Consider the following 15,480-nt stretch of genomic DNA (forward strand, 5'->3'; position numbering starts at 1 on the left):
CACGACTGCCAGTTTCATCCTCTGAACAGACGTGGCCAAAAAATTTGGCGACATTCTGGCATCGGCGAGCACAAGCATGTCGAACTTCTGGCTCGGTTAACGAGGATTTCCTGGGCGGTTTGGTGTGGCCACGATGGGCGAGAAGGCCTTGCCACGTGAGACAGGCAGAAGCTGTTGCTCTCAGGAACACACAACGGTTCAAGATGAAGCGGAAGGCCTCTGAATCGGTGCTGCGCTGTTGAGTTGCTCGCGACGGGCGTCCGAGTTATTTGGGACGCTGTGCGGCGAGTAGCGATCGAGCAGCCGATGCGTTGCTTCAAGCGCCTGCTTTGCTTGGAGCATTCGCTCATTCAAGGTGTTGAGTGCCTCCCTCAACTCAGATCGAACCCCGGGACCCTCGCCCGGGAAATCTGCGTCCTTGAAACCGGCGTGCGGGGAAATGGGGTGCGATGGCTTACTCATGGGCTTGAGTATCGAAACACCGATGTCGCAAGACATAGAGGCGTGCCGGACTACCCGTTGTAGGCCATGTCCTACGTGAGTCGATTTTCGTGATGCTCGTCACGGGATGTCGGCTGTTGGCGCGGTGGACGGCGCGACTAACCCAGCCTCACGAAGACCGAGCCTCGTCGAGCTAAAAGACCGGCGACTGCCAGAGCGCCAACGCCAGTTATTCGACCGTCACGCTCTTGGCGAGATTGCGGGGCTTGTCCACATCCGTCCCCCGCGCACACGCCGTGTGATACGCCAGCAGCTGCAGCGGGATCACGTGCAGGATCGGTGACAGCGGGCCGTAGTGCTCGGGCATGCGAATCACATGCAACCCTTCGCCGGATTCGATGTGCGAGTCGGCGTCGGCGAACACGAACAGCTCGCCCCCGCGGGCGCGCACTTCCTGCAGGTTGCTCTTGAGCTTCTCTAGCAGTGCGTCGTTGGGAGCCACAGTCACCACCGGCATCTCGGCGGTCACGAGTGCGAGCGGACCGTGCTTGAGTTCGCCGGCGGGATACGCCTCGGCGTGGATGTAGCTGATCTCCTTGAGCTTGAGTGCACCTTCGCAAGCGATGGGGTAGTGCAGCCCGCGGCCGAGGAAAAGCGCGTTCTCCTTGCGCGCAAAGATGTCTGACCACGCGATGACTTGCGGCTCGAGGGCGAGAACGGCTTGCACGGCCACGGGCAAGTGGCGCAGGGCCTTAAGGTGGGCACGCTCCTGCTCGTCGGTGAGATGGCCGCGCACTTGTGCGAGGGCTAGTGTCAGCAGGAAGAGGCCCACAAGCTGAGTGCTGAAGGCCTTGGTCGACGCGACACCGATCTCTGCGCCGGCGTGGGTGATGTAGGCCAGCGAGCATTCGCGCACCATGGCACTGGTGGCCACGTTGCAGACCGTCAGCGTGTGCTTCATGCCCAGGTTGCGCGCGTGCTTCAGCGCGGCCAGCGTGTCGGCGGTCTCGCCGCTTTGCGTGATGGTGACGACGAGTGTGCGCGGGTTGGGCACGCTGTCGCGGTAGCGGTATTCGCTGGCCACCTCCACGCTCACCGGAATCTTGGCGATGCTCTCGAGCCAGTACTTGGCCACCGAGCCGCTGTAGTAGCTGGTGCCGCAGGCGAGGATGAGCACCTGGTCCACATCCTTGAAGACGCTGTAGGCCCCGTCGCCGAAGAGTTCGGGCGAGACGCCGCCCACGGCCTCGAGCGTGTCGGAGATCGCGCGCGGCTGCTCGAAGATCTCTTTCTGCATGTAGTGGCGGTACGGGCCGAGTTCGGCAGCGCCGGTGTGGACGAGCACCGTGCGCACCTCGCGCTCCACCGCCTTGAACGTGGTGCCGCCGGGTGCGCGCGCGGTGACCCACACCTTGCCCAGCTGCAGATCGACCACGTCGCCTTCTTCGAGGTAGGCGATCTGGTCGGTCACACCGGCCAGGGCCATCGCGTCGGACGCGAGGAAGAAATCGCCCTTGCGGTCACCGGCACCGACGCCCAGCACCAGCGGCGAGCCTTCGCGTGCGCCGATCACGCGGTGCGGTTCGTCGCGGCAGAACACGGCGATGGCATAGGCGCCGCGCAGGCGCGTCACGGCCTGCTGCACGGCGGCGAGCAGGTCGCCGTCATACAAGTGGTCGACGAGGTGGGCGATGACCTCGGTGTCGGTCTGGCTGTCGAACACGTAGCCACGCGCCTTGAGTTCGTTGCGCAGCTCGTCATGGTTTTCGATGATGCCGTTGTGCACCAGCGCCACCCGCCCCACGGCGGCTTGGGCTCCCAGGGCAACCTTGGCCGGCCCGGACGAGAAATGCGGGTGCGCGTTGTGCACCGCCGGCGCGCCGTGCGTGGCCCAGCGCGTGTGGGCGATGCCGGTGCCGCTTTCGATGCTGTCGTGCGCGATGTTCGCCTCGAGCTCGGCCACGCGGGCGGTGCTGCGGGCGCGGCGCAGCTGGCCGTTCTGATGCACAGCCACGCCGCAGGAGTCATAGCCCCGGTACTCCAGGCGCTTCAAGCCTTCGACCAGGATCGGAACGATGTTGCGGGTACTGACGGCGCCGACGATGCCACACATGACGAGTCTCCTCAGAGGCTGGAACAGACTGGATGGTAGGCATCTCCTCTTGGCGAATGCTTGCAGATTTTTAGCCCAAATGAAATACTTCACCGCCATCATCATCCTGCGAATTAATATTTCATCTTCAACGCAATGTCGCAATCAGAATCAACGCCGCTGAGCCTCGACGACACCGATTTGCGCTTGCTGGGCCTGCTCCAGCGGGATGCCTCCCTGTCCAATCAAGATCTCGCAGCCGCAGCACACACCTCCCCAGCCACCTGCCTGCGGCGAGTGAAGCGGCTGGTTGAGGCCGGCGTGATCGAACGGCGCATCGCGGTCTTGTCTGCCGAGCGCCTGGGCGCGGGGCTCACCGCCCTGGCCGAGGTGACGCTCGATCGGCAAGGCGCCGAGCACTTGGCTGCCTTCGAAACGAAGGCCGTGGGCGACGCGGCCGTGCAGCAGTGCTACCGCGTCTCGCCGGGCCCCGACTTCATGCTGGTGCTGCAGGTGGCCGACATGGCGGCGTACCACGCACTGGTGCAGCGGCTCTTCACGCAAGACGCGAACGTGCGCAACGTGAAGAGCTTCTTCAGCGTGCACCGCGCGAAGTTCGAGCCTTCGATCGCTTTGCCGCAGGCCTCGCGGGCGGCCGCTACTTCTTGAGGATCACGAGGCCCTTGAGGTACTCGCCTTCGGGGAAGGTCACCGTCATCGGGTGATCGGGTGCCGCACCCGTGCGCGCGTAGACGAGGCCGTCCGCGTTCGCATCGAGCCCGGCACCCGCCACGATCTTGTGGAACAGGTCGGGGCTGATACCGCCCGAGCATGAGTAGGTGAACAGGGCGCCGCCGGGCGCCAGCAGCATGAAGGCCAGGCGGTTGATGTCTTTGTAGGCGCGCGCAGCGCGCTCGGCATGCGCTGCAGTCGGCGCGAACTTGGGTGGGTCAAGCACGATGGCATCGAAGCGCTCGCCGCGCTGCAATGCGTCGCGCAGCGTCTGGTTAACGTCGGCATCGAGCGCGGTGTGGTGCGACGCGTCGAAACCGTTCAGCGCGACATGCGCCGTGGCGCGCTCGAGCGCCGGGGCCGATGAGTCGACGCTGGTCACATGGCTCGCGCCACCAGCCAATGCCGCGACGCTGAAGCCGCCGGTGTAGCAGTAGCAGTTCAACACGCGCTGAAACCCGAAGTGGCGCACCGTGTCGGCAAAGAGCTTGCGGCTGTCGCGCTGGTCGAGGTAGAAGCCGGTCTTGTGGCCCTCGGCGACGTCGAGCGTGAGCTGCCAGCCGTGTTCGCGGATGGTCAGTTCGGTGGCGCCTTCGCCGCGCAACCAGCCCTTCACTTCAGGCAGACCTTCGAGCCCGCGTGTGCTGGCGTCGCTGCGCTCGTACAGGCGCGTGAGGCCGGTGGCCGTGAGCAAGAGGTCGGCGATGGTGATCTTCCACCGCTCGGCACCGGCGCTCAGGAACTGCACGCTCAGCGTGTCGGCATAACGATCGACGATGAGCCCGGGCAGGCCATCGGCCTCGCCGTGAATGAGGCGCAAGCCGTCACTGGCGATCGGCAGGCGAGCGCGGATGGCCAAGGCTTTCGCAATGCGCCGCTCGAAGAAGGCTGCGTCGATGCGCTCGGCCTCGTCGAAGCTCCAGGCGCGCAGGCGGATCTGCGACTGCGGGCTGAACGCCGCCCATGCGAGGAACTTGCCGTCGCGCGCGTTCACGCGCACGGTCTCCCCCGCATCGGCCTTGCCGGATTGGATGCTGCTCTCGAAGACCCAGGGGTGGCGCTTCAACAGCGAGCGCTCCTTGCCTTCTCTCAGGGTGATTGCTTTCATGTCCTAGTGTGTGTAGTCGGGCGGAGATGCCGCTCAATCAAACTCATCATGAGTCCGCTGCTAGCGCTTTTTGGCCCTGGGGTGCGCAGCGTCGTACACCTTGGCGAGGTGCTGAAAGTCGAGCTTGGTGTAGACCTGCGTCGTCGTGATGTTGGCGTGGCCCAGCAGTTCCTGCACCGCGCGCAAGTCACCACTCGATTGCAACAGGTGCGAGGCAAATGAATGCCGCAGCATGTGCGGGTGCACGTGGGTGGGCAGGCCCGCCTGCAGGGCGCGCGCCTTCAGCCGCGACCGCACTTGGCTCTGCGTGATGCGTGTGCCGCGCTGGCTGACGAAAAGCGCCGCTTCGTCAGGCGCAGCGAGCGAGGCTCGTTGAGTCAACCATTCGCGCAGCGCCTTCAGAGCGGGGCCACCCACCGGCACATGGCGGCGCTTGCCGCCCTTGCCGAGCACATGGGCGGCGGCATCGGCCGCATCGACCCAGCCGGCCGCCTGGGCTCCGGCCCGCACATCGAGCCCGACCAGCTCGCCCACACGCAAGCCGCAGCCGTAGAGCAGCTCCACCATGCAGTGGTCGCGCACCGCGAGCGCCGGGGCGCCGGGCATGTCGACCGACTCGGCCAACGCCACGGCATGGTCGACCGACAGGGCCTTGGGCAACGGCTTGGCGGCCTTGGGGGCTCGCACGCCTTCGACGGGGTTGAGTGTCACCATGCCCTCGCGCCCCGCCCAGCGGTAAAAGCCGCGCCAGGCTGACAGGGTGAGCGCGATGCTGCGCGAAGCGAGCCCTTGGGAATGCAACTGCGCGGCCCAGCGGCGGATGTGATGCACCTGCGCTGCACGGATCGCGATACCCGCATCAGCCGCAAACCTCTGCAACCTGGCGAGGGAGTCGCCGTAGAGCGAGAGCGTGCGGCCTGCGAGGCGGCGTTCGACTTCCAAGTGAACCAGATGGAGCCGGATGTCTTCGTCCCTGACGATGGCCACACCGTCGCCGGCAACATCCGTCGCGCCGCCCCCGACGGACTGCGAGCCGGCACGGGAGCGGCCAGGCGCTCGTCCCGCCGGCGTCTTCATGTCACTTCACCGGCAGCAGCCGCGCGAGCCCGGCGCTGGCGATCTCGCCGATGCGCGACAGGAACTCGGTGCCCATGTCCGCGCTGTAGCGCGTGGGGTCGGGCGAGGCCAGCACCAGCATGCCGAAGGCTTCCGGCCCCGCGTCAGGAAGGCCGCTGCGCAGCGGAATGAGCGCCATCGACGCGACGACGCGCGAATCCTCCAGCCACGACACCGCTTCAAACCCCGAGTTGACGCCGCAGTACGGCACGGTGAGGCTGGACGCGAAGCTGCGTGCGTCTTCGCTCACACCCTTGGCGAAGGCCAGCATGCCGAAGGCCTCGGCCGCACCCCACACGCGAATGGCGGCTTGGGGAATGAGGAACTGGTGCTTGAGTTCGTTCACCAGCACCGCCGGCAAGTCGCCAGGGTTGGTGGTGAGCATGATCGCGCGCGTCCACTTGTGCAGCTTGTCGGCGATGGCCACGTTCTCTTGCCCGTGGCGGATCATCTCGACGATGCGCTGCTCCAGGCCCTTGTGCTTGTCGCGCAGCATTTCCATCTGCCGCTCTTGCAGCGAGACGGCCCGCTGCCCGTGCGGGCTGGTGATCTGGATGGCGGCCAGCAACTCAGCGTGGCGCTCGAAAAAGCCCGGCGTGTTGGCCAGGTAGTTCGCGATGTCTTGCTCGGTGATGCCTTGGATGGTCACAGGTCGCCCTTCATGGTTCTCATAGTTCGATCTCGCCTTCGTAGACGGTTTCAGCGGGGCCAGTCATCAGCACGTGGCTTCCGCCGCCCTGCCATTCGACGCTGAGGCGGCCGCCGCGCGCATCAACATTGACGCGGCTGTCGAGCAAGCCCAAGCGGATGCCGGCAACGACAGCCGCACACGCACCGGTACCGCACGCCAGGGTCTCGCCCGCGCCGCGTTCGTACACACGCAGGCGAATGTGATTGCGGCTCACGATCTGCATGAAGCCGGCGTTGACCTTGCGTGGGAAATGGCGGTCGCGCTCGATCAGCGGGCCTTGCGTTTCGACCGGTGCGGTGTCGACGTCGGCCACGACCTGCACTGCATGGGGGTTGCCCATCGAGAGCACGGCCACCTCTGCGCCCACGTCGAGCGGCCACAGCGCGAAGTCGCCTTGCGGGCGTGACTGGCTGCCGGCGGCGTCGAACGGAACGAGCGCCGCGTCGAAGATCGGCGCGCCCATGTCGACCGTCACGCGGCCGTCAGCTTGAAGGCGCAGTTCGAGCAGGCTGCTGACCGTGTCGACGCGGATGGTGGTCTTGTCGGTGAGGTGCTTGTCGCGCACATAGCGCACGAAACAGCGAGCGCCATTGCCGCACTGCTCCACCTCGTCGCCGCTGCCGCCATTGAAGATGCGATAGCGAAAATCGACACCCGGCGTGCGGCTGGGTTCGACGACGAGTATCTGGTCGGCGCCCACGCCGAAGCGGCGATCACCCAGCACGCGGTACTGCTCGGCACTCAGCTCGATGGGTGCTTGCGTGGCGTCGAGCACGACGAAGTCGTTGCCGGCGCCCTGCATCTTGGTGAACCGCAGTTTCATGCCGCGATTATCGCCGCCTAAGCCGAAGACACATCAAGTCCTGATGTCCGGCAGCGTGGTGTTCCGGTTCGCCGTCAAGCCGGCAGAGGCCGCACCGGCCGCAACCGATCGAAGACCAGATGGAACAGATAGCCGTAGCCGGCGTAGGCCAGCGTCAGGCCGGCTTCTGCCCACAGGGCATCCATCCAACCGAGTGAAGTGAGGGCCACCACCAGCGGCCAGGTGAATGCCACGGTAGACACCTCGTGTCCGACCGCGTGCAGCACGCGCCAGTGGTGCGGCCGATCGCTCGCGACGCGCTGCGCCAGACGCCGCTCGATGCGGTCGACCACGCTGTTGTAGACGGCCGACCAAGTCATCACGGTGATCGACAACATCATCAGCACGAAGAGCGACGAACCCATCTGCACGCCGGAGAAATGGGCGAACAGCGGGCTGACGACGGCAAGGCCGATGGCCTCGAACCACAGCGTCTGCAGCGCGCGCTCGCGGCGGCTGCGAAGCGGACGCGATGCGAGTGCGGTCGAGGCGTCAGCCTGGCCATGGGCGAATGTCTTGGGAAGGGTGGTCATTGCAAGCTTCTCTAGGATGGAAGGAAGCGCGGCGACGAGTGGATGTTCGCCTGCGCCATGCAATGACATTCGAGACGAGGCGCCCGACGGACGCATCGCCTCTCAAGAAGATCTGTTTCAAATATTTCGGGCCTGAGCCCGAGCCGCCTCAGTACAGCGAGGCGTCGCCTTTCGGCCGCGTCTTGAAGCGCTTGTGCACCCACAGGTACTGCGCCGGGTTGCGGCGGATTTCCTCTTCGATCCAGCGGTTCATTGCCGCGGTGTCGGCCAGTGGGTCGTCGGTGGGGAAATGCGTCCACGGCTCGCCGAAGCGCACCTTGTAGCCCTGCCCGCCGGGCAGCATCTCGGCAATGACGGGTTGCACGACCATGTCGAGCGCACGCGCCATGCGCGACGGCGCCAACAGCGTGGCGGCGGGCACGCCGAAGAAGGGCACGAAGGCGGCGTCACGCTCGCCGAAGTCCATGTCGGGCAGGTTGAAGAAGGCCACGCCGCGGCGGATGGCGCGGATCAGCGGCAAGGCCTTGTCGCTGCGCGGAAAGATCTGCGCGTGGCCGAAGCGCAACCGCCCGCGGCGGATCACTTCGTTCATCGCACGGTTGCTCTGCTCCTGGTACATGGAGCAGCCTTCGTGGTTCTGGAAGATCAGCACCGCGACGCCGGCCACGTCGAGCCCCATGAAGTGCGGCACCAGCCACATCACCGGCTTGTCGCTGCGTTCGGCTAGCTTCACGTCGCCTTCGACCTGGATCACCTTCTTCAGCCGCTCGGCCGACGCAAACCACAGCAGGCTGCGCTCGAGGATGCTGCGGCCCAGCCATTGAAAGTGCTCCTTCGCGAGAAGGCGGCGCTCCTGCTCCGACATCTTGGGGAAACACAGCTCGAGGTTGCGCAGCGCGATGCTGCGGCGCGAGCCTGCGGCCAGCCACAGCAGATGGCCGAGGCCGCGGCCCAGGGCGGCCAGCAGTGGCATCGGCAGCCACTGGAGCAACCACAGCAAGCCCAGCAGAAGGCGTGTACCTAGCAACTCCAACGACTACTCCTTGTTCTGTTCGGTGCCATCGGCCACCGGCTGCTCGCGCGGCGTCTTGTAGCGGTGGTAGCCCCAGAGGTACTGCCCGGGGTTCTGCCGGATCAGCGACTCCATCGCGCGGTTGATGGCCGCGGCAGATTCTGCGGCATCAGCAGGTAAAGCCTCGGGGAAAGGCAGGAAGCGTTGCACATAGCCCGCACCGTGCGGCAGCCGCTCGGCCCAGGTCAGCAGCAGCTCGGCGCCGGTCTGCTGCACCAGCCGCGTGGCCAGCGTCATGGTGTAGGCCTCGCGGCCGAAGAACGGCGCCCATACACCCATGCCTTCGGGCGGCACCTGGTCGGGCAGCAAACCCACCATCTGGCCCTTGCGCAGCGCACGGATCATCTGCCGCACACCGGCCAGCGAAGCGGGCGCCGCAAACAGCTGCGGCCGCTCGCGCGAGGTCTTCACCAGCTCGCGCAGCCAGGGCTTGCGGGCCGGGCGGTAAAGCACGGTGATCGGGCTGGTGGCGCCAAATCGCTCGGCGATCGCCTGCGCCGCCACCTCGAAGCACCCCATGTGCGGCGTGAGCAGCAGCACGCCCCTGCCGCGAGCCAGCGCCGCCTCGAGCAAGCCTTCGTTCTCGTAGCGCATGCGCGGGCGGATCGTCTCGCCGGGCGGGCGCATCCACAGGTAAGGCAGCTCCATCACCATGCGGCCCGCCGAGGCAATGGCGGGCTTCCATTGCGCGGCGCTCAAGCCCGCCTGTGCCGCGTTCGCGGCCATGCGGCGGCGGTAAGTGGGCGAGAGCGCGTAGGTCAACCAACCCAGGGCGCTGCCGAGCGTGTGCAATAGGCCCAGAGAAAGGCCGGACAGCCATCGGAAAAGGGTCAACATCTCTTTCTATAATGCGGGCGTCGCCGAGTTATGAACTACTTGCAGGGCGATGCAGAGGCTTCAAGGCGCTGCCGGGCAAATCTTTCAGGAGATCAGCTCAACAAATTCTGCTAAAGCGTTCGCCGCTCCTCCAGAAGATCCAGGCCGGCAACGCAGTGTGCAACCTACTGGAGTTTAAGAGTGTCGAACGATTTCCTTTTCACATCCGAGTCCGTCTCTGAAGGTCACCCCGACAAGGTGGCCGACCAGATCTCCGACGCCATTCTCGACGCGATCTTCAAGCAAGACCCGCGTTCGCGCGTGGCCGCCGAGACGCTGACGAACACCGGCCTCGTGGTGCTGGCGGGCGAGATCACGACCAACGCGCACGTCGACTACATCCAGGTCGCGCGCGACACCATCAAGCGCATCGGCTACGACAACACCGAGTACGGCATCGACTACAAGGGCTGCGCGGTGATGGTCTGCTACGACAAGCAGTCCAACGACATCGCCCAGGGCGTGGACCACGCGTCCGACGACCACCTCAACATCGGCGCCGGCGACCAAGGCCTGATGTTCGGCTACGCCTGTGATGAGACGCCCGAGCTGATGCCCGCGCCCATCTACTACGCGCACCGCCTCGTCGAGCGCCAGGCCCAGCTGCGCAAGGACGGCCGGCTGCCCTTCCTGCGGCCCGATGCCAAGAGCCAGGTCACCATGCGTTATGTGGACGGCAAGCCGCACAGCATCGACACCGTGGTGCTCTCCACCCAGCACAGCCCCGACCAGAGCGAAACCTCGACCAAGATGAAGGCCTCGTTCACCGAGGCCATCATCGAAGAGATCATCAAGCCGGTGCTGCCGAAAGAGTGGCTGAAGGAAACCCGCTACCTGATCAACCCGACCGGCCGCTTTGTCATCGGCGGCCCGCAAGGCGACTGCGGCCTCACCGGCCGCAAGATCATCGTCGACACCTACGGCGGCGCCTGCCCGCACGGTGGCGGTGCCTTCAGCGGCAAGGACCCGAGCAAGGTCGACCGCTCGGCCGCTTACGCCGCACGCTACGTGGCCAAGAACATCGTTGCCTCAGGCCTCGCGCGCCAGTGCCAGATTCAGGTCGCTTACGCCATCGGCGTGGCCAAGCCGATGAACGTGACGGTCTACACCGAAGGCACCGGCAAGATCTCCGACGACAAGATCGCCGCGCTGGTGAACGAGCACTTCGACCTGCGCCCGAAGGGCATCATCCAGATGCTGGACCTGCTGCGCCCGATCTACGAGAAGACTGCGGCCTATGGCCACTTCGGGCGCGAGGAGCCGGAGTTCAGCTGGGAACGCACCGACAAGGCGGCCACGCTGCGTGCAGCGGCCGGTCTGTAAAGACCGGCAACCGCGCAGCGGTTTGGACGTCTTGCGGCGAGGCTAATTTCGCAAAGCGAAGTTAAGGCCCGCAGGGCCGGCCGAAGCCACAAAGCCCAGGTGCTGAAAGCTGCTGCGGGCCTGTAAAAAGGAACTGCACACACGACAAAAGGGGCGACGCGAGTCGCCCCTTTTTCATGGAAAGTGCTGCAGTGCTCCTCTCAAGCGAGCCACGCCAGCAGCCCGCTGCTCACTGCTCCCAAGCAAACGACGGCCGCAAGCCGGTGAAAGCTGCGAACAGACCGCTCGCGGTGAAGCGTGCATCCAGTGCATTCGAACTGCTGAACAGCACATAGCCGGCTTTGCGCGACATCGAGGTCGTGCTGACGCTGCCGGTGGTCTTGTCCGTCACCGCCTTCGTCTCGCCGGTCACCCAGTTGCGCATGACCACGTTGCCGACGCCCGAGCTACCCGCGCCGGCACCGATGTTGTTGGCAGAAGTGGAGAACGCGACCCAGGCACCGTCGTACGAGATCGACAAGCGCTCGCCTTGGCCGATGGGGCTGTCGGCGTTGCCCTGCGTACCGCCAGTGCCCACGCTGGCCCGCACCACACTGCCGGTCTGCGTGTCGACGACGAACACGTCCTGCTTGTCGTTGGTGTCGTTGGGGACCACGTTGGTCGAGGTGGTGGCATAGGCCACGTAGCGGCCATCGCCCGAGATCACCGGCGCGACGACGCGGCTCGTGCTTTCGTTGCCCTGGTTGCGCTCGCCGCCGGTGCTGGCAAGGCTGACACGGGACTTGGCACCCGTGCCGCTGTCGTAGACGAACACGTCCCACAGGGCATTCACATCGCCCGGAACGATCTTCGACGAGTACGAATAGAAGGCCAGCCGTGTGCCGTCTTCCGACAGATGCGGCCGCGCGCCGCCGACACCGCTGCCGTTGCTGTAGTCGCTCGTCACCAGCGTGTTAGCGCCGCTCGTCAGGTCTCGGCGAATCACGTTGATCGTGCTGTTGCCACTCACGCCGCCGGCGAGGTTGCTCGCGCCGCTGGAGAACGCGACCACTTTGCCGTCACCCGACACCGTAGGCTCGCTGCTGGTCCCATTCGCTTGCACGTCGCTTGCGCCCACGCTCACTCGGGTGAGCTTGCCCGGGTCGAGCCGTGACCAGACGAAGATGTCGGACACCGCGTTGGTGTCGTTGGCCACGAGGTTGCTCGCGGACGACTCGAACACGACCGTCAGGCCGTCGGCCGAGATGGCTGGCGCATAGCTGTTGTCGTTGCCGGGCACGTCGCCCACCGCGCTGACCAGGTAGGTGGTCCCGTCGTAACGATCTCGCCAGTACACCTGGCGGTAGCCGTTCGACGCGCCCGGTGCAGCAGCCGATGATGTGAAGGCCACAAAGCGCCCTTCTCCGTAGCCCTGCGTCGTCGCGCCGATCGGCTCGTCGCTGCCGCCCATGCTGTAGTGGTAGGTGTCGTAGTAGGTGCCGACCACGCTGTCGTCCGTGCTGCGGTTCACATGGTCGAACTGGTACTCGCACCCGACGCGCAAGGCGCCCGCTGCGACGGGCATGGTGCCAGTGCCCCCTTGGTAGACCGAGCAGGCCATGCCGGCAGGCACGGTCTTCAAAGTGGCCGCGTACGCCACGCCATCGAGCAGCTTGGTGGTGAAGGCGAATGCGGTGGCGTCATAGGGATAGGGACCACCGGCTGACGCAAGGACGCTGGCCATGAGGTCGTCGCCGCCGTTGTTCAGCAAGGTGACCTGCGCACCCGTCGGTCCGTAGAGCTTGCCGCTGAGCACGGTGCCGGGCGCCGCAGGCGGCGGTGGCGAGGGCGGGGTGACCGGAGCCGGCGCGGGTGAAGGGCTGTCCCCTCCTCCGCCACATGCGGCCAGACCGGCTGCGGTGGCGCCAACGATCGCCATCAGTGTGGCCAGGCGTTTGAGCGAGGCAGAGGTTTCATTTCGGATCGGCTGCATGAGTGTCTCCAGGGAATCCCTGCAGCACCGTGCCGCAGTGGTTGGAGAACAGTGTTCCGAGCGAGGCGTTATGAAGCCGTTATGGGCGTTCGGGTGCCGAACCGTTGTGGGTACCGCGCAGCGGCCATTCGATCACCAGGCGCGTGCCGCGGACCGGTGCGTTCTCGACCTTCAACTCGGCGCCGATCGCAGTGGCGCGGGCCCGCATGTTCGTGAGCCCATGGCCGGCCGGTGACACCTCGGCCGGCAAGCCGACGCCATCGTCGATGAGCGACAGCAGCACCTTCGGCTCGGGGCCGTCTTCCCAGCGCGCTTGCACCGTGACCTGCGTGGCGCGCGAATGCTTCAGCACGTTGGTGAAGCCTTCGAGCAGGATGCGCTGAACCTGCAGCACCGACTGCGGCGAGAGCTGATCCATCGGCGGCAGCGGCGACACGTCCCACATCACCTGGATGCCTGCGGACTGCAACCGTGGTTGCAGGCGATAGCGCAGCGTGGCCAGCACGATGGTCAGGTCGCCATGCATCGGCTGCAGCGAATCGACGGCCATGCGCATCTCGTCGAGCGCGAGCTTGACCTGGTCTTCGAGCACCGCCGGGTCGACGTTGCGCTGGTTGATCATGATCATCAGGCCGACCAGTTGTGAGCCGATGCCGTCGTGGATCTCGCGCATGATGCGCTGCCGCTCGGTAAGCACGGCCTGCTCCTGCTGCTGGGCGCGCAAGGCGTCGAAGGCATCGTGCAGCTGCGCTTCGCGCTCGGCCACCCGCTGCGCCAGGTTGGCGTTGAGGGCGCGGTAGTCGGCCACCGAGCGGCTGTAGCGCTCGGCCACCAGGCCGGCCATGATCAGCACGAAGACGAAGATCGCATGCGGCGTCAGCGAGAAACGCAGCCCGGTCGAATGGCCGGCACGGATGAACCCGAGGTCGTAGATGCCGGCAGCCACGGCAATGCTGGCCGCCACCACCAGCACCCAGCCGAAGCGGCCCCGGCCACGCAGCGTGGCCCGCACGATGACCCACAGCGACCCCAGCCCCACCGGCACCATCACTGCGAGGCCGGCGGTCCAGAGGACCGGCATCGCGAGCGAGAAAGAGAGCACCGCGAGCAGTGACGACAGCGCCATCGCCGCATAGATCGCACGCCCCGCCCAGGCCGGGGCCTCGCCCAACGCGAGCAACGCAAAGCGGCAGATCAGCGCAAGGTGGCAGGCATAGCAGACAGCCGCGAAGGCGCCCCACAGCGGCCACGGCACGGGCACGTCGGGCCACACCTGGTCGAGGTTGCGCACGACGCCGAGGATCGCGGCCAAGCTGAAGCAGCCATACAGCGCATCACGCTGGCGCCACCACAGCCCGAAGGCCAGGCCGCCCATCACCGTGAGGCTCACCGCGAAGATCACCGACGAGAAATGCCGCAGGCGGCGGTGCTCGGCGTAGAGCGGCTCCACTGCCACCTGCGGGCCGTAGCGGATGAGCGAGAGGCCGCCCCAGCGCTGCCGCTGGATGGTCACCTCGACCTCCAGCTCGTTCGGCCGGTCGGCATGCAGCAGCGCCGCCGGCACGGTGACGAGATACGCCGTCTTGGCCGCGTTGAACCGTGGCTCACCCAGCGTGCCCAGGCGTTGCACCGTCGCGCCGTTGATCTGCACCAGCACCTGGTTGCCCACACGAGAGAACAGCAATGCCATCGGCTCGCTGCCCTCGCGCGGCGGCAGGGCGATGCGGTAGGTGGCGCTGCCGTCGCGGCCGGGAAACTCGAGGTCCCAGCGCCGGCTCAGGTCGACATCGCCTTCGCGCACCGGCAGGCCGTCGGGCCGCAGCGTCGCCTGCGCATGGTCGAAGGTGAGGACCTCCTGCGCCAGGCAGGCCGGCGCGACGAGGCACAGGCACTGGACCAGGAGCGCCGAGAGCCAGCGATTCATCAGTTGCGCAGCAAGCCGAGCTGCCTCGCTTCGAACACGGCTTCGGTCTTGTTGTGCACGTCGAGCTTGCCGTAGATGTTGCGCACGTGCGTCTGGATGGTGCTCACCGACAAGCCCATCTGCTGGGCGATCTCGGGGTAGATGAAGCCGCGCGCCACGAGATTCAGCACCTCGGACTCGCGCTTCGACAAGGCCACCGGCCCGCCTTCGGCAACCGGCACCGCCGGGGCCGCGTGCGGCGTGTCGGCCTGCCAGCGCACCAGCAGCTGTCGGGCGATGATGGGCGACATCGGCGAGCCGCCACCATGCAGGCTGAGCACATGCGCCGCGAGGTCGGCCTCGGTGCCGTCCTTCAGCAGGTATCCGCCGGCACCGGCCTCGAAGGCCTGCAGCATGTTGGCTTCGTCACCGAACATGGTGATCACCATCACCGCGCAGGCCGGCTGCATGCGGCGCGCACGGCGGATCACCTCGAGCCCCGGCGTGTCGGGCAAGCCCAGATCGACCAGCAGCACGTCGACCACGTTTTCGTTGAACCACGCCAGCAGTTCATGCGCGGTGCTGGCCGAAAACAGGCAGCGCAATGTTGGCTCGGTCGCGATGACGCGCTCGAATCGCTCGCGCACCCGAGAGTCGTCTTCGACCAGGGCCACGGTGACGGGATGGGTAGCGGGGTTCATGGTCCTGCGCATATTCGCACGCGCTCTGCCCTGCGGCCATGAGGCCGCATCCTTCGAA

Annotated in this window: 13 protein-coding genes; 2 read left to right on the top strand and 11 right to left on the bottom strand. The window is 66.2% G+C overall.

The window, feature by feature from the left end:
- Positions 1-670 precede the first annotated feature (670 nt).
- Positions 671-2,554 carry a glutamine--fructose-6-phosphate transaminase (isomerizing) gene (gene glmS / locus AC1DYS_RS26365; protein ID WP_477904527.1) on the bottom strand — a complete coding sequence of 628 codons (1,884 nt, stop codon included), beginning with the start codon at positions 2,552-2,554 and terminating at the stop codon, positions 671-673.
- Between the two features lie 135 nt (positions 2,555-2,689).
- Here glmS and AC1DYS_RS26370 point away from each other — a divergent pair, with 135 nt between their 5' ends.
- Positions 2,690-3,202, top strand: coding sequence for an Lrp/AsnC family transcriptional regulator (locus AC1DYS_RS26370; protein WP_477904528.1), 513 nt, complete (start codon positions 2,690-2,692; stop codon positions 3,200-3,202).
- On the opposite strand, the gene AC1DYS_RS26375 is transcribed toward AC1DYS_RS26370, so the two are convergent.
- The 7 genes from AC1DYS_RS26375 to AC1DYS_RS26405 all read right to left on the bottom strand — a co-directional run bounded on the left by AC1DYS_RS26375 (position 3,192) and on the right by AC1DYS_RS26405 (position 9,484).
- Entirely contained in the window at positions 3,192-4,373 is a 1,182-nt protein-coding gene (locus AC1DYS_RS26375; RefSeq protein WP_477904529.1) for a class I SAM-dependent rRNA methyltransferase, read from the bottom strand. The genes AC1DYS_RS26370 and AC1DYS_RS26375 overlap by 11 nt on opposite strands.
- 60 nt (positions 4,374-4,433) lie before the next feature.
- On the bottom strand, positions 4,434-5,450 hold the full coding sequence (locus AC1DYS_RS26380) for a tyrosine recombinase XerC (RefSeq protein ID WP_477904530.1): 1,017 nt from the start codon (positions 5,448-5,450) through the stop codon (positions 4,434-4,436).
- Between the two features lies 1 nt (position 5,451).
- A complete protein-coding gene (locus AC1DYS_RS26385) occupies positions 5,452-6,138 on the bottom strand; it encodes a DUF484 family protein (RefSeq protein WP_477904531.1) in 687 nt (228 codons plus the stop codon).
- A gap of 19 nt (positions 6,139-6,157) precedes the next feature.
- Positions 6,158-7,003 (bottom strand): diaminopimelate epimerase, encoded by an 846-nt coding sequence (dapF, locus tag AC1DYS_RS26390; protein ID WP_477904532.1) that lies wholly within the window; start codon positions 7,001-7,003, stop codon positions 6,158-6,160.
- A gap of 74 nt (positions 7,004-7,077) precedes the next feature.
- Positions 7,078-7,575, bottom strand: coding sequence for a PACE efflux transporter (locus AC1DYS_RS26395; RefSeq protein WP_477904533.1), 498 nt, complete (start codon positions 7,573-7,575; stop codon positions 7,078-7,080).
- Between the two features lie 148 nt (positions 7,576-7,723).
- The gene (locus tag AC1DYS_RS26400) at positions 7,724-8,608 is read right to left on the bottom strand and encodes a lysophospholipid acyltransferase family protein (RefSeq protein WP_477904534.1); all 885 of its coding nucleotides are present in this window, start codon (positions 8,606-8,608) and stop codon (positions 7,724-7,726) included.
- Between the two features lie 3 nt (positions 8,609-8,611).
- Positions 8,612-9,484, bottom strand: coding sequence for a lysophospholipid acyltransferase family protein (locus tag AC1DYS_RS26405; protein WP_477904535.1), 873 nt, complete (start codon positions 9,482-9,484; stop codon positions 8,612-8,614).
- 180 nt (positions 9,485-9,664) lie between these two features.
- Here AC1DYS_RS26405 and metK point away from each other — a divergent pair, with 180 nt between their 5' ends.
- A complete protein-coding gene (metK, locus tag AC1DYS_RS26410) occupies positions 9,665-10,846 on the top strand; it encodes a methionine adenosyltransferase (RefSeq protein WP_047490049.1) in 1,182 nt (393 codons plus the stop codon).
- 229 nt (positions 10,847-11,075) lie between these two features.
- On the opposite strand, the gene AC1DYS_RS26415 is transcribed toward metK, so the two are convergent.
- The 3 genes from AC1DYS_RS26415 to AC1DYS_RS26425 form a co-directional block, all read right to left on the bottom strand.
- A complete protein-coding gene (locus tag AC1DYS_RS26415) occupies positions 11,076-12,818 on the bottom strand; it encodes a TolB family protein (RefSeq protein ID WP_477904536.1) in 1,743 nt (580 codons plus the stop codon).
- 79 nt (positions 12,819-12,897) lie between these two features.
- Positions 12,898-14,742, bottom strand: coding sequence for a sensor histidine kinase (locus AC1DYS_RS26420; RefSeq protein ID WP_477904537.1), 1,845 nt, complete (start codon positions 14,740-14,742; stop codon positions 12,898-12,900).
- Positions 14,742-15,422 (bottom strand): response regulator, encoded by a 681-nt coding sequence (locus AC1DYS_RS26425; RefSeq protein WP_477904538.1) that lies wholly within the window; start codon positions 15,420-15,422, stop codon positions 14,742-14,744. The genes AC1DYS_RS26420 and AC1DYS_RS26425 overlap by 1 nt, the downstream gene beginning before the upstream one ends.
- Positions 15,423-15,480 lie beyond the last annotated feature (58 nt).

The sequence above is a fragment of the Rhizobacter sp. P2_G4 genome, from assembly GCF_056403575.1.

What these genes read in the sequence shown, in the direction of transcription:
- AC1DYS_RS26405 (WP_477904535.1), bottom strand. Translation starts at nt 9,484, where the DNA reads ATGTTGACCCTTTTCCGATGGCTGTCCGGCCTTTCTCTGGGCCTATTG.
- glmS (WP_477904527.1), bottom strand. Translation starts at nt 2,554, where the DNA reads ATGTGTGGCATCGTCGGCGCCGTCAGTACCCGCAACATCGTTCCGATC.
- AC1DYS_RS26425 (WP_477904538.1), bottom strand. Translation starts at nt 15,422, where the DNA reads ATGAACCCCGCTACCCATCCCGTCACCGTGGCCCTGGTCGAAGACGAC.
- AC1DYS_RS26375 (WP_477904529.1), bottom strand. Translation starts at nt 4,373, where the DNA reads ATGAAAGCAATCACCCTGAGAGAAGGCAAGGAGCGCTCGCTGTTGAAG.
- dapF (WP_477904532.1), bottom strand. Translation starts at nt 7,003, where the DNA reads ATGAAACTGCGGTTCACCAAGATGCAGGGCGCCGGCAACGACTTCGTC.
- AC1DYS_RS26415 (WP_477904536.1), bottom strand. Translation starts at nt 12,818, where the DNA reads ATGCAGCCGATCCGAAATGAAACCTCTGCCTCGCTCAAACGCCTGGCC.
- AC1DYS_RS26370 (WP_477904528.1), top strand. Translation starts at nt 2,690, where the DNA reads ATGTCGCAATCAGAATCAACGCCGCTGAGCCTCGACGACACCGATTTG.
- AC1DYS_RS26420 (WP_477904537.1), bottom strand. Translation starts at nt 14,742, where the DNA reads ATGAATCGCTGGCTCTCGGCGCTCCTGGTCCAGTGCCTGTGCCTCGTC.
- AC1DYS_RS26395 (WP_477904533.1), bottom strand. Translation starts at nt 7,575, where the DNA reads ATGACCACCCTTCCCAAGACATTCGCCCATGGCCAGGCTGACGCCTCG.
- AC1DYS_RS26380 (WP_477904530.1), bottom strand. Translation starts at nt 5,450, where the DNA reads ATGAAGACGCCGGCGGGACGAGCGCCTGGCCGCTCCCGTGCCGGCTCG.